11 protein-coding genes, 5 tRNA genes and 1 riboswitch are annotated in these 15,360 nt (G+C 32.9%); of the genes, 14 read left to right on the forward strand and 2 right to left on the reverse strand.

Annotation, left to right across the window (positions count from 1 at the left end):
• The first annotated feature begins 40 nt into the window (after nucleotides 1-40).
• Nucleotides 41-1,069, forward strand: a complete 1,029-nt coding sequence (locus tag N4T77_RS04310; protein WP_261670673.1) for a rod shape-determining protein — start codon at nucleotides 41-43, stop codon at nucleotides 1,067-1,069.
• 46 nt (nucleotides 1,070-1,115) lie between these two features.
• Here N4T77_RS04310 and yyaC read toward each other — a convergent pair whose 3' ends face one another.
• Nucleotides 1,116-1,652, reverse strand: coding sequence for a spore protease YyaC (yyaC, locus tag N4T77_RS04315; protein ID WP_261670517.1), 537 nt, complete (start codon nucleotides 1,650-1,652; stop codon nucleotides 1,116-1,118).
• A 112-nt stretch (nucleotides 1,653-1,764) separates the two neighbouring features.
• Between yyaC and N4T77_RS04320 the strand changes: the two genes are divergently transcribed.
• The 13 genes from N4T77_RS04320 to prfB all read left to right on the forward strand — a co-directional run bounded on the left by N4T77_RS04320 (nucleotide 1,765) and on the right by prfB (nucleotide 13,765).
• Nucleotides 1,765-2,451, forward strand: coding sequence for a hypothetical protein (locus N4T77_RS04320; protein ID WP_261670518.1), 687 nt, complete (start codon nucleotides 1,765-1,767; stop codon nucleotides 2,449-2,451).
• A gap of 335 nt (nucleotides 2,452-2,786) precedes the next feature.
• Nucleotides 2,787-2,862, forward strand: a tRNA-Thr gene (locus N4T77_RS04325).
• Between the two features lie 9 nt (nucleotides 2,863-2,871).
• A tRNA-Tyr gene (locus tag N4T77_RS04330) sits at nucleotides 2,872-2,956 on the forward strand.
• An 8-nt stretch (nucleotides 2,957-2,964) separates the two neighbouring features.
• Nucleotides 2,965-3,040 (forward strand) — tRNA-Val (locus N4T77_RS04335).
• Nucleotides 3,041-3,060: 20 nt separating this feature from the next.
• A tRNA-Thr gene (locus tag N4T77_RS04340) sits at nucleotides 3,061-3,136 on the forward strand.
• 10 nt (nucleotides 3,137-3,146) lie between these two features.
• Nucleotides 3,147-3,231 (forward strand) — tRNA-Tyr (locus N4T77_RS04345).
• A gap of 82 nt (nucleotides 3,232-3,313) precedes the next feature.
• Nucleotides 3,314-3,412, forward strand: a riboswitch (SAM riboswitch).
• Nucleotides 3,413-3,488: 76 nt separating this feature from the next.
• Complete coding sequence (gene metK / locus N4T77_RS04350; RefSeq protein ID WP_261670519.1) at nucleotides 3,489-4,664, forward strand: methionine adenosyltransferase; 1,176 nt, start codon at nucleotides 3,489-3,491, stop codon at nucleotides 4,662-4,664.
• Between the two features lie 131 nt (nucleotides 4,665-4,795).
• Entirely contained in the window at nucleotides 4,796-7,048 is a 2,253-nt protein-coding gene (locus tag N4T77_RS04355) for an ATP-dependent RecD-like DNA helicase (RefSeq protein ID WP_261670520.1), read from the forward strand.
• On the forward strand, nucleotides 7,017-8,042 hold the full coding sequence (locus N4T77_RS04360) for a hypothetical protein (RefSeq protein WP_261670521.1): 1,026 nt from the start codon (nucleotides 7,017-7,019) through the stop codon (nucleotides 8,040-8,042). The genes N4T77_RS04355 and N4T77_RS04360 overlap by 32 nt, the downstream gene beginning before the upstream one ends.
• The gene (locus N4T77_RS04365) at nucleotides 8,015-8,695 is read left to right on the forward strand and encodes a ComF family protein (RefSeq protein WP_261670522.1); all 681 of its coding nucleotides are present in this window, start codon (nucleotides 8,015-8,017) and stop codon (nucleotides 8,693-8,695) included. Before N4T77_RS04360 ends, N4T77_RS04365 begins: the two co-directional genes overlap by 28 nt.
• Before the next feature lie 510 nt (nucleotides 8,696-9,205).
• Nucleotides 9,206-9,742, forward strand: coding sequence for a ribosome hibernation-promoting factor, HPF/YfiA family (gene hpf, locus N4T77_RS04370; RefSeq protein WP_261670523.1), 537 nt, complete (start codon nucleotides 9,206-9,208; stop codon nucleotides 9,740-9,742).
• Nucleotides 9,743-10,012: 270 nt separating this feature from the next.
• Nucleotides 10,013-12,523: a preprotein translocase subunit SecA gene (gene secA, locus N4T77_RS04375; protein WP_261670674.1), complete on the forward strand. Its 2,511-nt coding sequence runs from the start codon at nucleotides 10,013-10,015 to the stop codon at nucleotides 12,521-12,523.
• Between the two features lie 134 nt (nucleotides 12,524-12,657).
• A protein-coding gene (gene prfB, locus N4T77_RS04380) for a peptide chain release factor 2 (protein WP_261670524.1) occupies nucleotides 12,658-13,765 on the forward strand; the annotation gives its coding sequence in 2 pieces (ribosomal slippage) (nucleotides 12,658-12,735 and nucleotides 12,737-13,765; 1,107 coding nt in all).
• A gap of 71 nt (nucleotides 13,766-13,836) precedes the next feature.
• Here prfB and N4T77_RS04385 read toward each other — a convergent pair.
• Entirely contained in the window at nucleotides 13,837-15,171 is a 1,335-nt protein-coding gene (locus N4T77_RS04385; protein ID WP_261670525.1) for a M28 family metallopeptidase, read from the reverse strand.
• Between the last annotated feature and the right edge of the window lie 189 nt (nucleotides 15,172-15,360).

Consider the following 15,360-nt stretch of genomic DNA (forward strand, 5'->3'; position numbering starts at 1 on the left):
TATTAGAAAAAGTTGGGGAAGAGTAGGAGTGAAAAAGGGAATGTTTTTTAGTATAGGAACCGATATGGGAATCGATTTAGGTACAGCTACAGTGCTTGTATACATTAAGGGTAAGGGAGTAATATTAAAAGAACCTTCGGTTGTTGCAATAGATAGGAATAAAAATAAGGTACTAGCTGTTGGCGAAGAAGCATGGCAAATGATAGGTAGAACACCTGGAAACATTGTAGCAATTCGTCCTTTGAGGGATGGGGTTATATCTGATTATGATATAACTGAAAAAATGTTAAAATATTTTATATCTAAGGCTTGTGGAAAGAAAAGAATGTCTGCACCAAGAGTAGTGGTTTGTGTTCCTTGTGAAGCTACAGAGGTTGAGAAAAGAGCTGTTATTGATGCGGCTAAGAATGCTGGTGCAAAAAAAGTGTTTTTGATAGAAGAACCACTGGCAGCAGCTATAGGTGCTGGTCTAGATATCACAAAAGCAAGCGGAAATATGGTTATTGACATTGGAGGAGGGACTACTGATGTTGCAGTTATTTCTTTAGGAGGAATAGTTGTAAGATCATCTATAAAGGTTGCAGGAGACAAGTTTGATGAAGCTATAATGAGATATATAAGAAAAGAACATAAGTTAATGATTGGTGAAAGAACTGCAGAGGATTTAAAGATAAATATAGGTTCTGCATTTGATAGAGAAAAAGTAGTTATGGAAATAAGAGGAAGAGACTTGATCTCAGGTCTTCCCAAGAATATAACTGTATCCTCAGATGAAATGAGGGAAGCTTTAAAGGAAACTGTAAATGCAATAGCAGAAACGACTCATGCTGTACTAGAAAAAACACCACCAGAGTTAGCAGCAGATATAGCTGATAAAGGAATAGTTATGACTGGTGGAGGGGCCTTGCTTAGTGGGCTTAGTGAGCTTATACAAGAGGTTACCAAGGTACCAGTGTATGTAACAGAAGATGCGGTATCCTGTGTAGCTCTAGGAACAGGTAAAGTATTAGAATATCTAGATAAAATGGAAGTTACTTTTATTGGAGACGATATAACTTTAATAGATTAAAATAAAAAGCAAAATCCTACGAATTATTAAGGATTTTGCTTTTTATTTATAATATTTGAGAAGAGTTATAAAGATAGTATGAATGAACTAGGCTATGGGTAATAACCTTGGCCATGCTTAATACTAAGTTTAATCTAATATTACTAGTATTAAATATTTCGTCATTATCATTGGAGTCCACTATACCTATGATAGAGGTCTCACCGACATTTGGTAGAGACTTGCCAACGCCTTTGCCGGGATGTACAGGGTAGTCTCTCGCCTGAATCTCTCCTATGCTCTCCGAATCACCAAGACATGCATCTATACCTATTATGTTACTATGAGGGTGCAGAAGTTTAATTTCATCTAATTTTCTATCAATATTTAAAGCATGTATTGGATCTGAAATTGTACCATACACAGGAAGAGGAAAGTTTTTAGATGTAAGTAAGGTTCCAATTAAGGGACCAAGACAATCCCCTATACATCTATCAGTGCCAATACATACTATAATTGTATCCTCGTTAATATAGTCTTTTAAAAAGTATGCAATTTCATAATATGCTAGTGGATTCTTGTAGTTAGCTTTTACCTTATTCAATAGATACACCTCCTTAATAATTTATATGAAGATGTGTTATGAAATATTAAGGGAAAAAGAATAAAAAATTCATTTAGTGGGATAATAATATGATGCAAGGAAGGTGTGTTATATGAATAAGAAAGTACAAATATTAGCAATAGTTTCATCAACTATTATATGTGTATTTATTATGCTGTGTTCAGATAAAATTTATATGTATAAAAACCTAATAGTAGATACCATTGAAGAAAGCAGTAATAATAAAAAGGTAAGTAAGGAAGATGAAAAAAACCCAGCTAAAAATCAAGATATAAGTGAGTTGCTCAAGAGTAAAGATAATATTGAGTCAGTGGTTATAAGCGATAGCTATAAAAAAATTAAGATGGATTCTTTAGCTAGGCAAATAGAAGAGGATAAAATAGACTTTTTTGGTCAAGATAAAGTTGATTATGGAAAAGAAGACAAGAAAGATGTGGTTAATAAGAGTGATAACTTTGGTAAAGATAACAAATCTAGTATAAGCAAGGGATATAATAAGAATGGTGAGATAAAAAAGGAAGATATACCTGTTTTTAATACTGTATCATCAAAGGATAAGGTTAACTTAAGCAGCTCTGATAAAACCAAAATACTCTTAACAGCTAGTAAATTGTCTGTTGTTGACTATGAAAAAGTAAAGGAGTATCTTTCTAGTGGCAGCAATAAAGATATAAAAAGCGCATTAAAACTACTTAATCAGAGGCTATCTGATAAAGATTATGAAAAGGTAAAAGATGTGGCAAATAAATTTTTAGGTGAGGACATTGTAGAGCAGTAGCGCCAGAATAGTTTCTGGTATTTTAGTGAAAATATATAGGAACTTTATCGCTGAATCCTCTAGATACTGCTTTGGTAAAGGGCTAGTTCAAGCATAAATCAACGGTGGTTTCAAAGCATTTCTAGTTGTGAATTCGCCAACATTTCAATAGTAAATAATCTTTATTTAAAAAATGATTACGTGAGTTATATTGAGGTAATTGAAGGTATGTGGAGAAAATGCAACCACAATTCACTAAAAGGGTTATAATCGAATTTGAAAATAATATGGTGTCGTTATATAATAATCCATGTCAGCGGCGTTGAAAAACAAACCAAAGACAAAACAAATAATTAGCTGGCATAGCTCAGCAGGTAGAGCAACTGACTTGTAATCAGTAGGTCGCGAGTTCGATTCTTGCTGCCAGCACCAAAAAAATATGGAGGAGTTCCCGAGTGGCCAAAGGGGGCAGACTGTAAATCTGTTGTCAGTGACTTCGATGGTTCGAATCCGTCCTCCTCCACCATAAATTAAGGGCGCATAGCTCAGCTGGGAGAGCACCTGCCTTACAAGCAGGGGGTCACAGGTTCGATCCCTGTTGTGCCCACCATTAAAAACTTAATTAAATTAGCTGGCATAGCTCAGCAGGTAGAGCAACTGACTTGTAATCAGTAGGTCGCGAGTTCGATTCTTGCTGCCAGCACCAAAAAAAATATGGAGGAGTTCCCGAGTGGCCAAAGGGGGCAGACTGTAAATCTGTTGTCAGTGACTTCGATGGTTCGAATCCGTCCTCCTCCACCATAAATAAAGCACTTAAAGGTGTTTTATTTTTTTAACATAATATGTACTAAATGTATAATACATAATTAAAATATGAATAATACTCTTATCAAGAGAGGCGGAGGGACAGGGCCCGATGAAACCCGGCAACCAGCTTTATGCTAAGGTGCCAATTCCTGCAGCGTTGACTGCGAGATAAGAGAGTTGTTAAGTTTATTAACCTCTTCTTATTAATAGAAGAGGTTTTATTTTTGATATAATAAAACGGAGGGATAAATATGAGAAGGCTATTTACGTCTGAATCAGTTACAGAAGGACATCCAGATAAAATTTGTGATCAAATTTCAGATGCTATTCTTGATAGTATATTAGAAAAAGACCCAAATGGAAGGGTTGCTTGTGAGACATCAGTTACTACTGGAATGGTTATGGTTATGGGAGAAATATCAACTAATTGTTATGCAGATATCCCAAGAATAGTTAGAAAAACTATAGAAGAAATAGGATACACAAGAGCTAAGTTTGGGTTTGACTGTGATACTTGTGCTGTACTTACTTCTATAGATGAGCAATCATCTGATATAGCTATGGGAGTAGATGAAGCTCTTGAATCTAAAATGGGTGAAATGGATAGAATGGAAGCAATAGGTGCTGGAGACCAAGGTATGATGTTTGGTTTTGCTACAAATGAGACACCTGAATATATGCCTATGCCAATAAGCTTAGCTCATAAGCTTTCAAGAAGATTATCAGAAGTAAGAAAGAATGGAACTTTAACTTATTTAAGACCGGATGGAAAGACACAGGTTACTGTAGAATATGAAAATGACAAACCAGTTAGAGTTGACACAATCGTAATCTCTACTCAGCATGATCCGGAAGTGACTCGTGAGCAAATAGAGAAGGATTTATTAGAACATGTAATAAATCCTATAATTCCAGCTGAACTTTTAGACGATACAACTAAGTATTTTATAAACCCAACAGGAAGATTCGTTGTTGGAGGACCACAAGGAGATGCTGGTTTAACTGGAAGAAAAATAATAGTAGACACATATGGTGGATATGGTAGACACGGTGGTGGAGCTTTCTCAGGAAAAGATCCAACAAAGGTTGATAGATCGGCTGCATATGCTGCAAGATGGGTTGCTAAGAACCTAGTTGCTGCAGGTGTTGCAGATAAGCTAGAAATACAAGTAGCTTATGCTATAGGAGTTGCTAAGCCTGTATCTATTACTGTAGACACTTTTGGAACAGGAAAAATTGAAGAGAACAAGATAATAGATATAGTTAATAAGGTATTTGATTTAAGACCAGCAGCTATAATTAAAGAATTAGACTTAAGAAGACCTATTTACAGACAAGTAGCAGCTTATGGACACTTCGGAAGAACTGATGTTAATGTTCCATGGGAAGCTTTAAGCAAGGTTGAAGATATAAAGAAATACTTATAATAAAAAGCTCTTATGCATATGCATAAGAGCTTTTTATTAGCTAAGAATTAACAGTGAATGGTGAATAGTTTATGTTATAATTATAATGAAGAAAAGAAATAGGAAATAACTAAAAAATTAGGAGAGATCTTATGCAGGAAGTACAGGGTATTGTAGAAGATATAATATTTCAAAATGAGGAAAATGGTTATGTAGTAGCAAGGATTAAGTCCGAAAAAGAAAACATAACAATAGTAGGTTGCATACCTTATATATCAGAAAACTTAAACTTAAGACTGTCTGGGGAATGGGTATTACATCCCAATTTTGGTCAGCAATTTAAGGTAATATCCTGTGAAGAGATTGTACCAAGTTCTACTGTAGGTATAGAAAAATATTTGGCCTCTGGAATAATATCCGGGATAGGACCTGTAACTGCAAAAAAGATTGTTGAAAAGTTTGGAGAAAAAACCTTAGAGATTTTGGATAATAATATAGAAAGATTGAAAGAGATAGATGGGATAGGCAAAAAAAAGATAGCATTAATATGTGAATCTTATTCTAAGCAGTATGAAATTAGAAATATGATGATTTTCTTTCAAACTTATGGAGTTTCACCTAATCAGTGCGTAAAGATACATAAAAGGTTTGGAGCAGATTCAATAAAAATTGTAAAGGAAAATCCATATGTGTTAACTGAAGAGATTTCTGGAATAGGATTTAAAACTTCGGATAAGATTGCAAGAAGTTTGGGAATAGAACCTAGCTCTCCTTTTAGGATACAAAGTGGAATAAAATATCTGATAAATCAGTTTTGTGCATTAGGTAATACCTATATACCTTTGGAGATATTGATTAAGGATGGAATTGATACTCTTGGGGTTACTAAAGAAATAATTGAAGAAAATATATACAATGCACAAATTGATGGCAAGATAAAATTAGAGCAGGTTGACAACAAGATATGTGTATTCTCAATTCCATATTACTATTGTGAATTAGGAGTTACAAAAAAGATACTTTCCCTAGCGTTAAGTAATTATGATGATATGGGTATAGATGTTGATAAAGAAATAAGCCTTTTTGAGTCAGGAAATAATATAAAGTTTGCACCCTCTCAGAAGGAAGCGATAAGAGGAGCAGTAGAAAATGGAATTGAAATTATCACAGGAGGTCCTGGCACAGGTAAAACCACTATAATAAATTGCATAACTGAAATTTTTGAAAAAGCAAATCTTAAGGTTTATATGGGAGCTCCTACAGGAAGAGCAGCAAAGAGGATGACAGAAGCAACAGGCAGAGAGGCAAAAACTATTCATAGGCTTCTAGAGATGGGAATAAGTGAAGAAAATGAGAATCTACTTTTTTCAAGAGGTGAAGAGGCTCCGTTAGAATGTGATGTGATTATGATAGATGAGGCATCAATGATAGACATTGTTCTTATGAATAATCTTCTCAAAGCTGTATCCTTAGGAACTAGAGTTATAATTGTAGGAGATGTGGATCAGCTTCCATCAGTAGGTCCTGGAAATGTACTTAGGGACTTAATTGAGAGTAACTGTATAAAGATAGTTAAACTAAAAGAAATTTTCAGGCAGTCTGAGGAAAGCATGATTGTAGTAAATGCTCATAAAATTAATGGAGGAGAATTGCCTGTATTTAATAAAAAGGATAAAGATTTTTATTTTATAAAATGTGATGACCAAAATAAAATAATGGATACGCTAATAGCACTTATAGATAGCAGGTTGCCTAACTTTAATAAAAAATGGAACAAAACAAAGGATATTCAAATTCTTTCTCCTATGAGAAAAGGAGTTTTAGGAGTATCTAACTTAAATAAAAAACTTCAACATATATTAAACCCTGAAGATAGTGAGAAGAAGGAAAAAGAATTTAGGGATATGATATTTAGAGTTGGGGATAAGATAATGCAGACTAAGAATAATTACTCCTTGAAGTGGTCAAGGATAGCTGGAGACGGTGAAAAAGAAGGAGTAGGGGTTTTTAATGGTGATGTTGGATATATAGAGGATATAGATGAAGAGAAACAAACTGTAACAGTAATTTTTGATGAAGAGAGAAAGATAATATACGACAATGTTTATCTAGATGAAATTGATTTAGCTTATGCTATAACCATACATAAAAGTCAAGGAAGTGAGTTCCCAGTAGTTGTTATACCTGTATTCATGGGGCCACCACTATTAATGAATAGAAATTTGCTTTACACAGCGATAACTAGGGCAAAACAATTGGTGGTTCTAGTAGGAGACATAAAGGCTGTTAAGTCTATGGTAGATAATAATAAAAGCTTTGATAGATATTCATTATTAAAACATAGAATAGTGGATATAATGGAGAGTGAAGATAATGTTATTGTTCAAGAGGAAAAGCTTAACTGAAGAAAAAGATAAGGTTAGTGAGAATATACTAAATTGGGGCATTGGAAACGAACGCTTTTTAAACGTAGTGTCACTTCCCTATAACTCACCAGAAATTTTTTTGGAAATAATATTATATTACGTAAAAAATGAAAAGTCTGTAGTTTATATTACAAATGAATACCCGGATAATATAAATATATTAGAACTTATAAAAAGAAGAACAAATTTTAGAGACTATTCTTATGTAAGAACATCAAAGGCAAATGTGAACTCTAGACTAAAAGTGTGTGACTTTGCTAATGCAATTAAGTTCAAAGAAAAATTTGATCTTGTCATATATGATGATATAAGGAGTTTTCCCACTTATAGTAAGTATGAAGTATTAGATTTAGTGTCCAAAATGTGTAATGAAAACACTAAAATAATATATTACTCTATTGAGGGTCTATTCAGAAATGAGAGGGAAATACTTATACCTGTAAAAGATGCTAAAATTCCTATAATTGAGCCAAGAACCATACTGACTAGAATTGATATAAGTAAGGATATCCCATTTGTCATATATGATTATTTGAAGTGGTCTATAAATTCTAATAGAAAAGTTATTATATGTGTTCCAGATGAAGAAAAGGTAGAAAGTGTATATCTTTACATGAAAAATTATTGCAAAAATATTAGCAAAAACATAGTTCCCTTCATTAAAGGTAAATCTGATAAAAAATTAATTTCAAACTTTACAAAGATAAAGAGAATGGTGATTGTTACCAACGAATTTGAAGAAGTTCTTTCTAAGGTAGAAAATGCAGATGTTATGGTCTACTTTGCAGATGACTTTGAATTTAACTACAAAAAGCTAATATACTTCTGTGCTAGCGTTGGAAGAGGAGAAAAAGAGTGGAAAGGAGAGGTTATATTTTTGGCAAATGAAGAAACCAGAGATATGGAAAAAGCTAAGGATATAACTAGAAATTTTAATAAAGAGGCATGGGAAATGGGATTGTTAAAAATTTAAGATTTCTATGGGACTGTGTACTTCAAGTCATTTACTCAACAGATGAAAATTGTGTTCTCTGTGGGCAGGACTTATTTGGAGAAGGTTTTATGTGTAATGACTGTGAAGAACGAATAAGATTCTGTGAAGATGCTTTTCAAGTTGAAAGACATGGCACTAGTTTTAATTGCTATAGTATATCATACTATTCAGGTGGAATGATGGAGCTTGTGCTAATGTTAAAATATAAAAGTAATTTTAGAGCAGGGGAAACAATTGCTAATTACATGATAAAGAGAATCGAAAAAGAAGAAATTGAATTTGATGCTGTAACATATATTCCCATGAGTAAAAAGTCTTTAAAAAAGAGAGGATATAATCAAAGTAAGTATTTAGCGAAAACAATAGGAGACGCATTGAATAAACCATTAGTTAGCTATCTTTGTAAGATAAAGGACACCAAAGATCAAATAGGATTAAGTGGTAATGAAAGATGGAATAATGTGCAGGAAAGTTTTGATGTTATAGATAAAATTAATGTAAAAAATAAAAATATTTTACTGGTAGACGACGTTATAACCACTGGTGCTACAGCGTTTAGCTGTGCATATCAGCTAATGAAAAAGGGTGCAAAAAAAATTACCATATTGACTGCAGCAAAAAGTAAGGTATAATTTATTATATTAAGTTAGGTTTGTGGTTGAAAATCGATGCTAGTCGCAAGCAAAACGATCCACGTAAGTTAGATAAAATATTTAATGAGCATGGTGCGGTTTAGAGGTAAGTCCTGCCGTTTTAAGACGAGAGAATGGGTAGTGAGAGGTTAATTCCGAGTAGCAAGAGTTCCAGCAGGCGAGTGTGGGGTCAAAGACCAGGTCAACTAACTTGATATTTCAAATTAAAGTTCTTGATGTAAAACATCAAGAACTTTAATTTTTTTTTTAGTTTTGAACATAATATTATTGTAAGTAAAAAATAAAATGGATAAATAATTTTAAAAGATAATAATAAAAGTTTGTATAATATTTTGTTAATTCGCACTCGTTTCTCTTGTATTTTAATTCAAACCGTATTAAAATAGAGTTAACAAAAAATAAAATTATATCCATAAAACCTAGTTTATGATATAAAACATATCCTGAGAAAGTGATAATAATCACAAGGATAAGGAAGGGGCTGGAAATATGAATATAACAGTAAGTGGAAAGAACATTGAAATTACTCCTGCATTAAGAAACGTAGTAGAGAAAAAGGTGTCAAAACTAGAAAAGTATTTCAAACCTCATATCGAAGCACATGCTACATTAAGTGTGGAAAAGAATAGACAAATAATAGAAATAACCATTCATTTTGGTGGGATAATATTAAGAGCTGAGGAAGTTCATGATGATATGTATGCAGCAATTGATATAGCTGTAGATAAGTTAGAAGGTCAATTAAGAAAACAAAAAACAAAATTAGAAAAAAAATATCGTGAAGATTCAGTTAGGTTTTTACAGCCTATACCTGATGATGTAGAAGATAATGATGATAGCGATGAACCTAGAATTGTAAAAACTAAGAGATTTGCAGTAAAGCCAATGTCTGCAGAGGAAGCAGTTCTTCAAATGGAACTTATTGGACATAGCTTCTTTGTATATCAAGATGCTGAAAGTGAAGAAGTAAATGTAGTATATAAGAGAAAAGATGGTAACTACGGCTTGATAGAGCCTGAGTTCTAAAAAAGAGGAAGCAAAAGCTTCCTCTTTTTTATATAAATGTACAATAATTTGACTTTTAATGGTATATATAAATAAATTGCTACAAATATTAACTTTGCAAAAGGTCTATAATATATGTAAAATATTATAATATAAAACAATTATACTCTTATAACTATTGCAAATTTGTAAACTATAACTGAACTGTAGGTTATAAAAGTTGAATAGCTAAGGATTAGGTGATATAATCTAAAAGGTATATACAAATATGATATGGTGAGGATGAAAAAGATGGGTATTTTTCAAAAGATATTTGGTACTTATAGTGATAGAGAGCTAAAAAGAGTATTTCCAATTGTGGAAAAGATAGATTCATATGATACTAAAATGCAGCAATTAAGTGATGAAGAGCTTAGGGCTAAGACAGAGGAGTTTAAAGAAAGACTTGAAAAAGGAGCAACATTAAATTCTATTTTGCCAGAGGCTTTCGCTGTAGTTAGAGAGGCTGCTTGGAGAACAATAGGTTTAAAGCATTATAAAGTTCAGTTAATAGGTGGTATAGTTCTACATCAAGGTAGAATAGCTGAAATGAGAACTGGAGAAGGTAAGACTTTAGTTGCAACTGCACCGGCTTATTTAAATGCACTTACAGGAAAGGGAGTTCATATAGTTACAGTTAATGATTATCTTGCAAAAAGAGATAGAGATACTATGGCACCTGTATATGAATTTTTAGGTCTTAAAGTAGGAGTAATACTTCATGAATTAGATCAGTCACAGAGACAAGAGGCATATAATTGTGATATAACCTATGGAACTAATAGTGAATTTGGTTTTGACTACTTAAGAGATAATATGGTTATATACAAAGAAGAAAGAGTTCAAAGAGGATTGAACTTTGCAATTGTAGACGAAGTTGACTCAATCTTAATAGATGAAGCAAGAACTCCTCTTATAATATCAGGAGAAGGAGAGAAGTCTACTGAGTTTTACAAGATAGCAGATTACTTTGCAAAGACATTGAAAAAGGAAGATGACTTTACTGTAGACGAAAAAGCAAATGCTGTTATCCTTACAGATGAAGGAATTAAAAAAGCTGAAGATTTCTTTAAGCTAGAAAATTATGCTGACCCTGAGAATATGGAAATACAACACCATGTAGTGCAAGCTTTAAAAGGTAACTATATAATGAGAAAAGATAAGGATTATATGGTTGTAGATGGGGAAGTTTTAATAGTAGATGAATTTACAGGAAGAGCAATGGAAGGTAGAAGATATAGTGATGGTCTTCACCAAGCCATTGAAGCAAAGGAAGGGGTAAAGGTAGAAAGAGAATCAAGAACCCTTGCTACAATCACTTACCAAAACTATTTTAGAATGTTTGGTAAGTTATCAGGTATGACTGGTACTGCTTTAACAGAAGAAAATGAATTTAGAGAAATATACGGACTTGACGTAATAGTTATTCCTACTAATAAGCCAATAGCAAGAGTAGATTTACCAGATGTAGTTTATAAAACTGCAAAAGGAAAGTTTAAAGCAATTGTTGAAGATATAGTTGAAACTTATAAGAAAGGTCAACCATCTCTTGTTGGTACAGTAAGTATTGAAAAATCAGAATTACTTTCTGATATGCTAAAGAGAAGAGGAATACCTCATCAGGTGCTTAATGCTAAGTATCATGAAAAAGAAGCAGATATAATATCTCATGCTGGTGAAAAAGGAATGGTTACAATAGCTACCAATATGGCTGGTCGTGGTACCGACATTAAACTTGGAGAAGGCGTTATAGAGGCTGGTGGATTAAAGATTATTGGTACTGAAAGACATGAGTCTAGAAGAATTGACAACCAGTTAAGAGGTCGTTCTGGTCGTCAGGGAGACCCTGGTGCATCAAGATTTTACGTTTCCCTTGAAGATGACCTTATGAGAATATTTGGTTCTGATAAGTTAAAGGGAATAGTTGAAAAACTTGGACTTGGAGACGACGAGGCTATAGAGAGTAAGATGGTTAGTGGTGCTATAGAAAATGCACAGAAGAAGGTTGAAGGTAATAACTTTGACGTAAGAAAAACATTGCTTCAGTATGATGATGTAATTAATAAACAAAGAGAAATAATATACAAACAAAGATCACAAGTTCTTGAGGGAGAAGATTTAAGAGAAGAAGTTATTGTAATGTTTAAAGATTTAGTATCTTCTGCAGTATCCTCTCACCTTTCAGGTCTAGAAGAAGAATTTGAAAATGACTTAGCTAAGCTTATTGACTACATGGAAGATATATTTGTACCTGTTGATACAGTAAAGGTAGAAGAATTGGCAAATCTAACAAATGAGGAAATTGTTGAAAGATTTATAGAGATAGGCGAGAAGATCTATGCTGAAAAAGAAGAAGAATTTACAGCTGAGCAGATGAGAGAAATAGAAAGAGTTATTCTGCTAAGAGTTGTTGACTCAAAATGGATGGATCACCTAGATGATATGGATCACTTAAAGAGAGGAATAGGACTTAGAGCTTACAAACAGCAGGATCCGGCTCAAGCTTACCAATTTGAAGGAAGCGAAATGTTTAACGAGATGATATACAATATCAAGGTTGAAACAATTAAGTATTTATTCCATGTACAGATACAAAAAGCTCCAGAGAGAGAAAGAGTCGTAAAGGAAACTCATACAAATCAAGCAGAGGACGACTCAATAAAAAAGCAGCCTGTTAAGAAAGAGAAGACAACAGGAAGAAACGACCATTGTCCATGTGGAAGCGGCAAAAAGTATAAAAATTGCTGTGGCAGATTTGAGTAATATTACTGGTAGTATAAAAGTATAAATAAATTAAATGTGGTTTTGCTTTTAAGCAAAACCACATTTGTTTAATAAGTATTAGCTAAATTGAGTATATAAGATTATTTTCTAATTGTAAAAGGGAGTGTGTTTAAATGTTAATCCAGCTAGAGGAGATTCTAAATGAGTTAGGCAAATTAAGTGAGACTATAAAAGAAATTAGGGATTCTCTTTGACATAGAAAAAATTAATAATAGAATAGAAGAGTTGCAAAAAATAATGCAGCAACCAGACTTTTGGAATGACGTAAGTAAGGCCCAAGAGATAACTGGTGAAGAAAGGTTTATTAAAGGAAGGTTAGACAAATATATAGAGCTTAAAGAAAGAGTGGAGGATTCTGAGTTTTTAACAAAGATGGCGGTAGAAGAGGAAGACGTAACCTCTTCTAAAGAAATACTAAGAGAAGTAGAAGAATTAAGAAGAGAAATTGACAGATTTAAAATAGAAATTCTTCTATCCGGAGAATATGATAAGAATAACGCAATACTAGACCTTCATGTAGGTGTAGGAGGAACAGATGCTCAGGATTGGACAGAAATGCTGCTGAGGATGTATACAAGATGGGCAGAAAAGAATGAGTTTAAAGTTCAAACTATAGAATTACTTTCTGCAGAAGATGCGGGAATAAAAAGTGCAACTTTAAAAATAATTGGAGAGTTTGCCTATGGATATCTAAAAGCCGAAAAAGGAATTCATAGACTAGTAAGAATATCCCCTTTTAACTCCAATGGAAAAAGACAAACATCCTTTGCTTCTGTGGAGGTTTTACCAGAGCTGACTAGTAATCAAGATATAGATATAAAGCCAGAGGATTTAAAGATTGATACCTATAGAGCCGGTGGTGCTGGAGGTCAGCACGTAAATAAGACTGAATCAGCAATTAGAATAACACATATACCTACAGGTATAATCGTTCAATGTCAAAACCAAAGAAGCCAACACCATAATAAAGATGAAGCTATGAAAATGCTTAAGGCAAAATTAGCAGAGTTAAAGGAAAGAGCACACAAGGAAAAGATAGAGGACCTCACAGGAGAGTTAAAGGATATTGGATGGGGAAGTCAAATAAGATCCTATGTGTTTCAACCTTACACCCTTGTAAAGGATCATAGGACTGGTGTTGAATCAGGTAATATAAATGCAGTTATGGATGGAGAAATCGATGGCTTTATAAGTGAATATTTGAAACAAAATAGCAACTAATTTAACAGTGCTAGAGGGAGAATAACTTATTTCACCCCTAGCATTTTTATTTGAAAAAATAATAAGCAATATTAAGTTGTTTTTTTATTTACTCCTAAAAATATAGTGATTCCAATTAATGAAGTCCAGAATACTTCCCTATAGTAAATAAGAAGCCAGTTATCTTTAAAGCCATACTTAACGATACTTTTTGATACCACATTAAAGCATCTTTCAATAGAATCACTACCTATGAACTCAGATTTATCACTAGGAGTGTGTATTCTAGAGGTATCGGAATCAGAAAGGGTAATTGCATCGATACCTTGTTTTCTGAAATATTCATGATCGCTGGCATCTTCAAAAAGGTAGTTAAAAGTAACTTTATTTTTAGAGCAAATCTCCGATGTTTCTTTTATAAGCGCTGTTTTTTCTGTATCCTTGCTGCCTCCCATTATGTAAAGAGGTACAGGTTTATTGCTGCCAATCATATCAAAGTTTATAACCTTGCTTCCCTTGATACTATGTTTATATTCATCAACAAAGGCCTTTGAGCCAAGACATCCAAATTCTTCTGCATTAAATCCTACAAACAGTATATTTCTTTCAGGTTTTCCTAAGGATTGTACATATTTACTTAGCTCTAATAAAAAAGCAGTTCCAGAGGCATTATCCAAAGCTCCGGTGTATACATTTCCTGCTAGATCAGAACCGATGTGATCAAAGTGGGCTGAAAGAATAATAGGAGGAGCGGAGGCATCCTTGCCTTCAATATAAGCTGTAACATTATTTAAGGATATTTTTTTAGTTTCAAAGGGAATAAAGCAATTTATAGTATAGTCTTCTTTTAGGTAGCTCTTCAGCTCGGTAATAGTGTTTTTGGTAGTCATAATATACATGCTAAAAGGAGAGGAGTTTATAAATGAACTTCTAAAGTTTAATTTATCGCTTTCAGGGGTATAAAATAGAAAATTATTATTATCCTTTTGAATCTGAAGATGTTCATTGCTCCACAATAATTTATCCTTTTTGGTAAAGGACAAATTATTCTTTTTAAAGTTTAGCAAGTCTTCCTTGTAGTCTACGCCGTACTTATATTCTTTCACTAGAAATCCTTGCGAGTCAGTAATAGTTAAATAGGGTCTATCTTTAGTTTTGTATGGATATACTGTGTCAAATTTTTGGAAGTAACTATCCTTGTAGGGCTTTAGATTTATTTTTTCAAATTCATTCTTTAGATAAATAGCAGTTAGGTCGTTTTCTATAGTACCAGCTAGTCTACCTTTAAGAGTATCTGAAGATAGATATTCTATGTACCGTTTTACTGAATTAGCATCAAAAGAACTAGTAGAAACATAAATTTGAAAACTGAAAGAAATTAAAGTGCATAGTACAACTAGAAGTATATATGAAAGTTTTTTTAACATTACACCACTCCTCACAAAACAGATGTCCTTAAATATATATTAATTTGCAAAATGCTATATGATTGTTGTAATATATTTTTAGTTATTAAATTTGAAAAAGGAAATTAAAGGGTTTTATTGAAATTATATTTACGAATTTATTAAAACTTAAATAGGGGACATAATTATATAATAGGACAATAATATAAC

Source organism: Clostridium sp. CX1 (genome assembly GCF_025398335.1).
In the GTDB taxonomy this organism is placed as follows: Bacteria; Bacillota; Clostridia; order Clostridiales; family Clostridiaceae; genus Clostridium_AM; species Clostridium_AM tanneri.

What these genes read in the sequence shown, in the direction of transcription:
- N4T77_RS04310 (WP_261670673.1), top strand. Translation starts at nt 41, where the DNA reads ATGTTTTTTAGTATAGGAACCGATATGGGAATCGATTTAGGTACAGCT.
- N4T77_RS04320 (WP_261670518.1), top strand. Translation starts at nt 1,765, where the DNA reads ATGAATAAGAAAGTACAAATATTAGCAATAGTTTCATCAACTATTATA.
- metK (WP_261670519.1), top strand. Translation starts at nt 3,489, where the DNA reads ATGAGAAGGCTATTTACGTCTGAATCAGTTACAGAAGGACATCCAGAT.
- N4T77_RS04355 (WP_261670520.1), top strand. Translation starts at nt 4,796, where the DNA reads ATGCAGGAAGTACAGGGTATTGTAGAAGATATAATATTTCAAAATGAG.
- N4T77_RS04360 (WP_261670521.1), top strand. Translation starts at nt 7,017, where the DNA reads ATGTTATTGTTCAAGAGGAAAAGCTTAACTGAAGAAAAAGATAAGGTT.
- N4T77_RS04365 (WP_261670522.1), top strand. Translation starts at nt 8,015, where the DNA reads ATGGGAAATGGGATTGTTAAAAATTTAAGATTTCTATGGGACTGTGTA.
- hpf (WP_261670523.1), top strand. Translation starts at nt 9,206, where the DNA reads ATGAATATAACAGTAAGTGGAAAGAACATTGAAATTACTCCTGCATTA.
- secA (WP_261670674.1), top strand. Translation starts at nt 10,013, where the DNA reads ATGGGTATTTTTCAAAAGATATTTGGTACTTATAGTGATAGAGAGCTA.
- N4T77_RS04385 (WP_261670525.1), bottom strand. Translation starts at nt 15,171, where the DNA reads ATGTTAAAAAAACTTTCATATATACTTCTAGTTGTACTATGCACTTTA.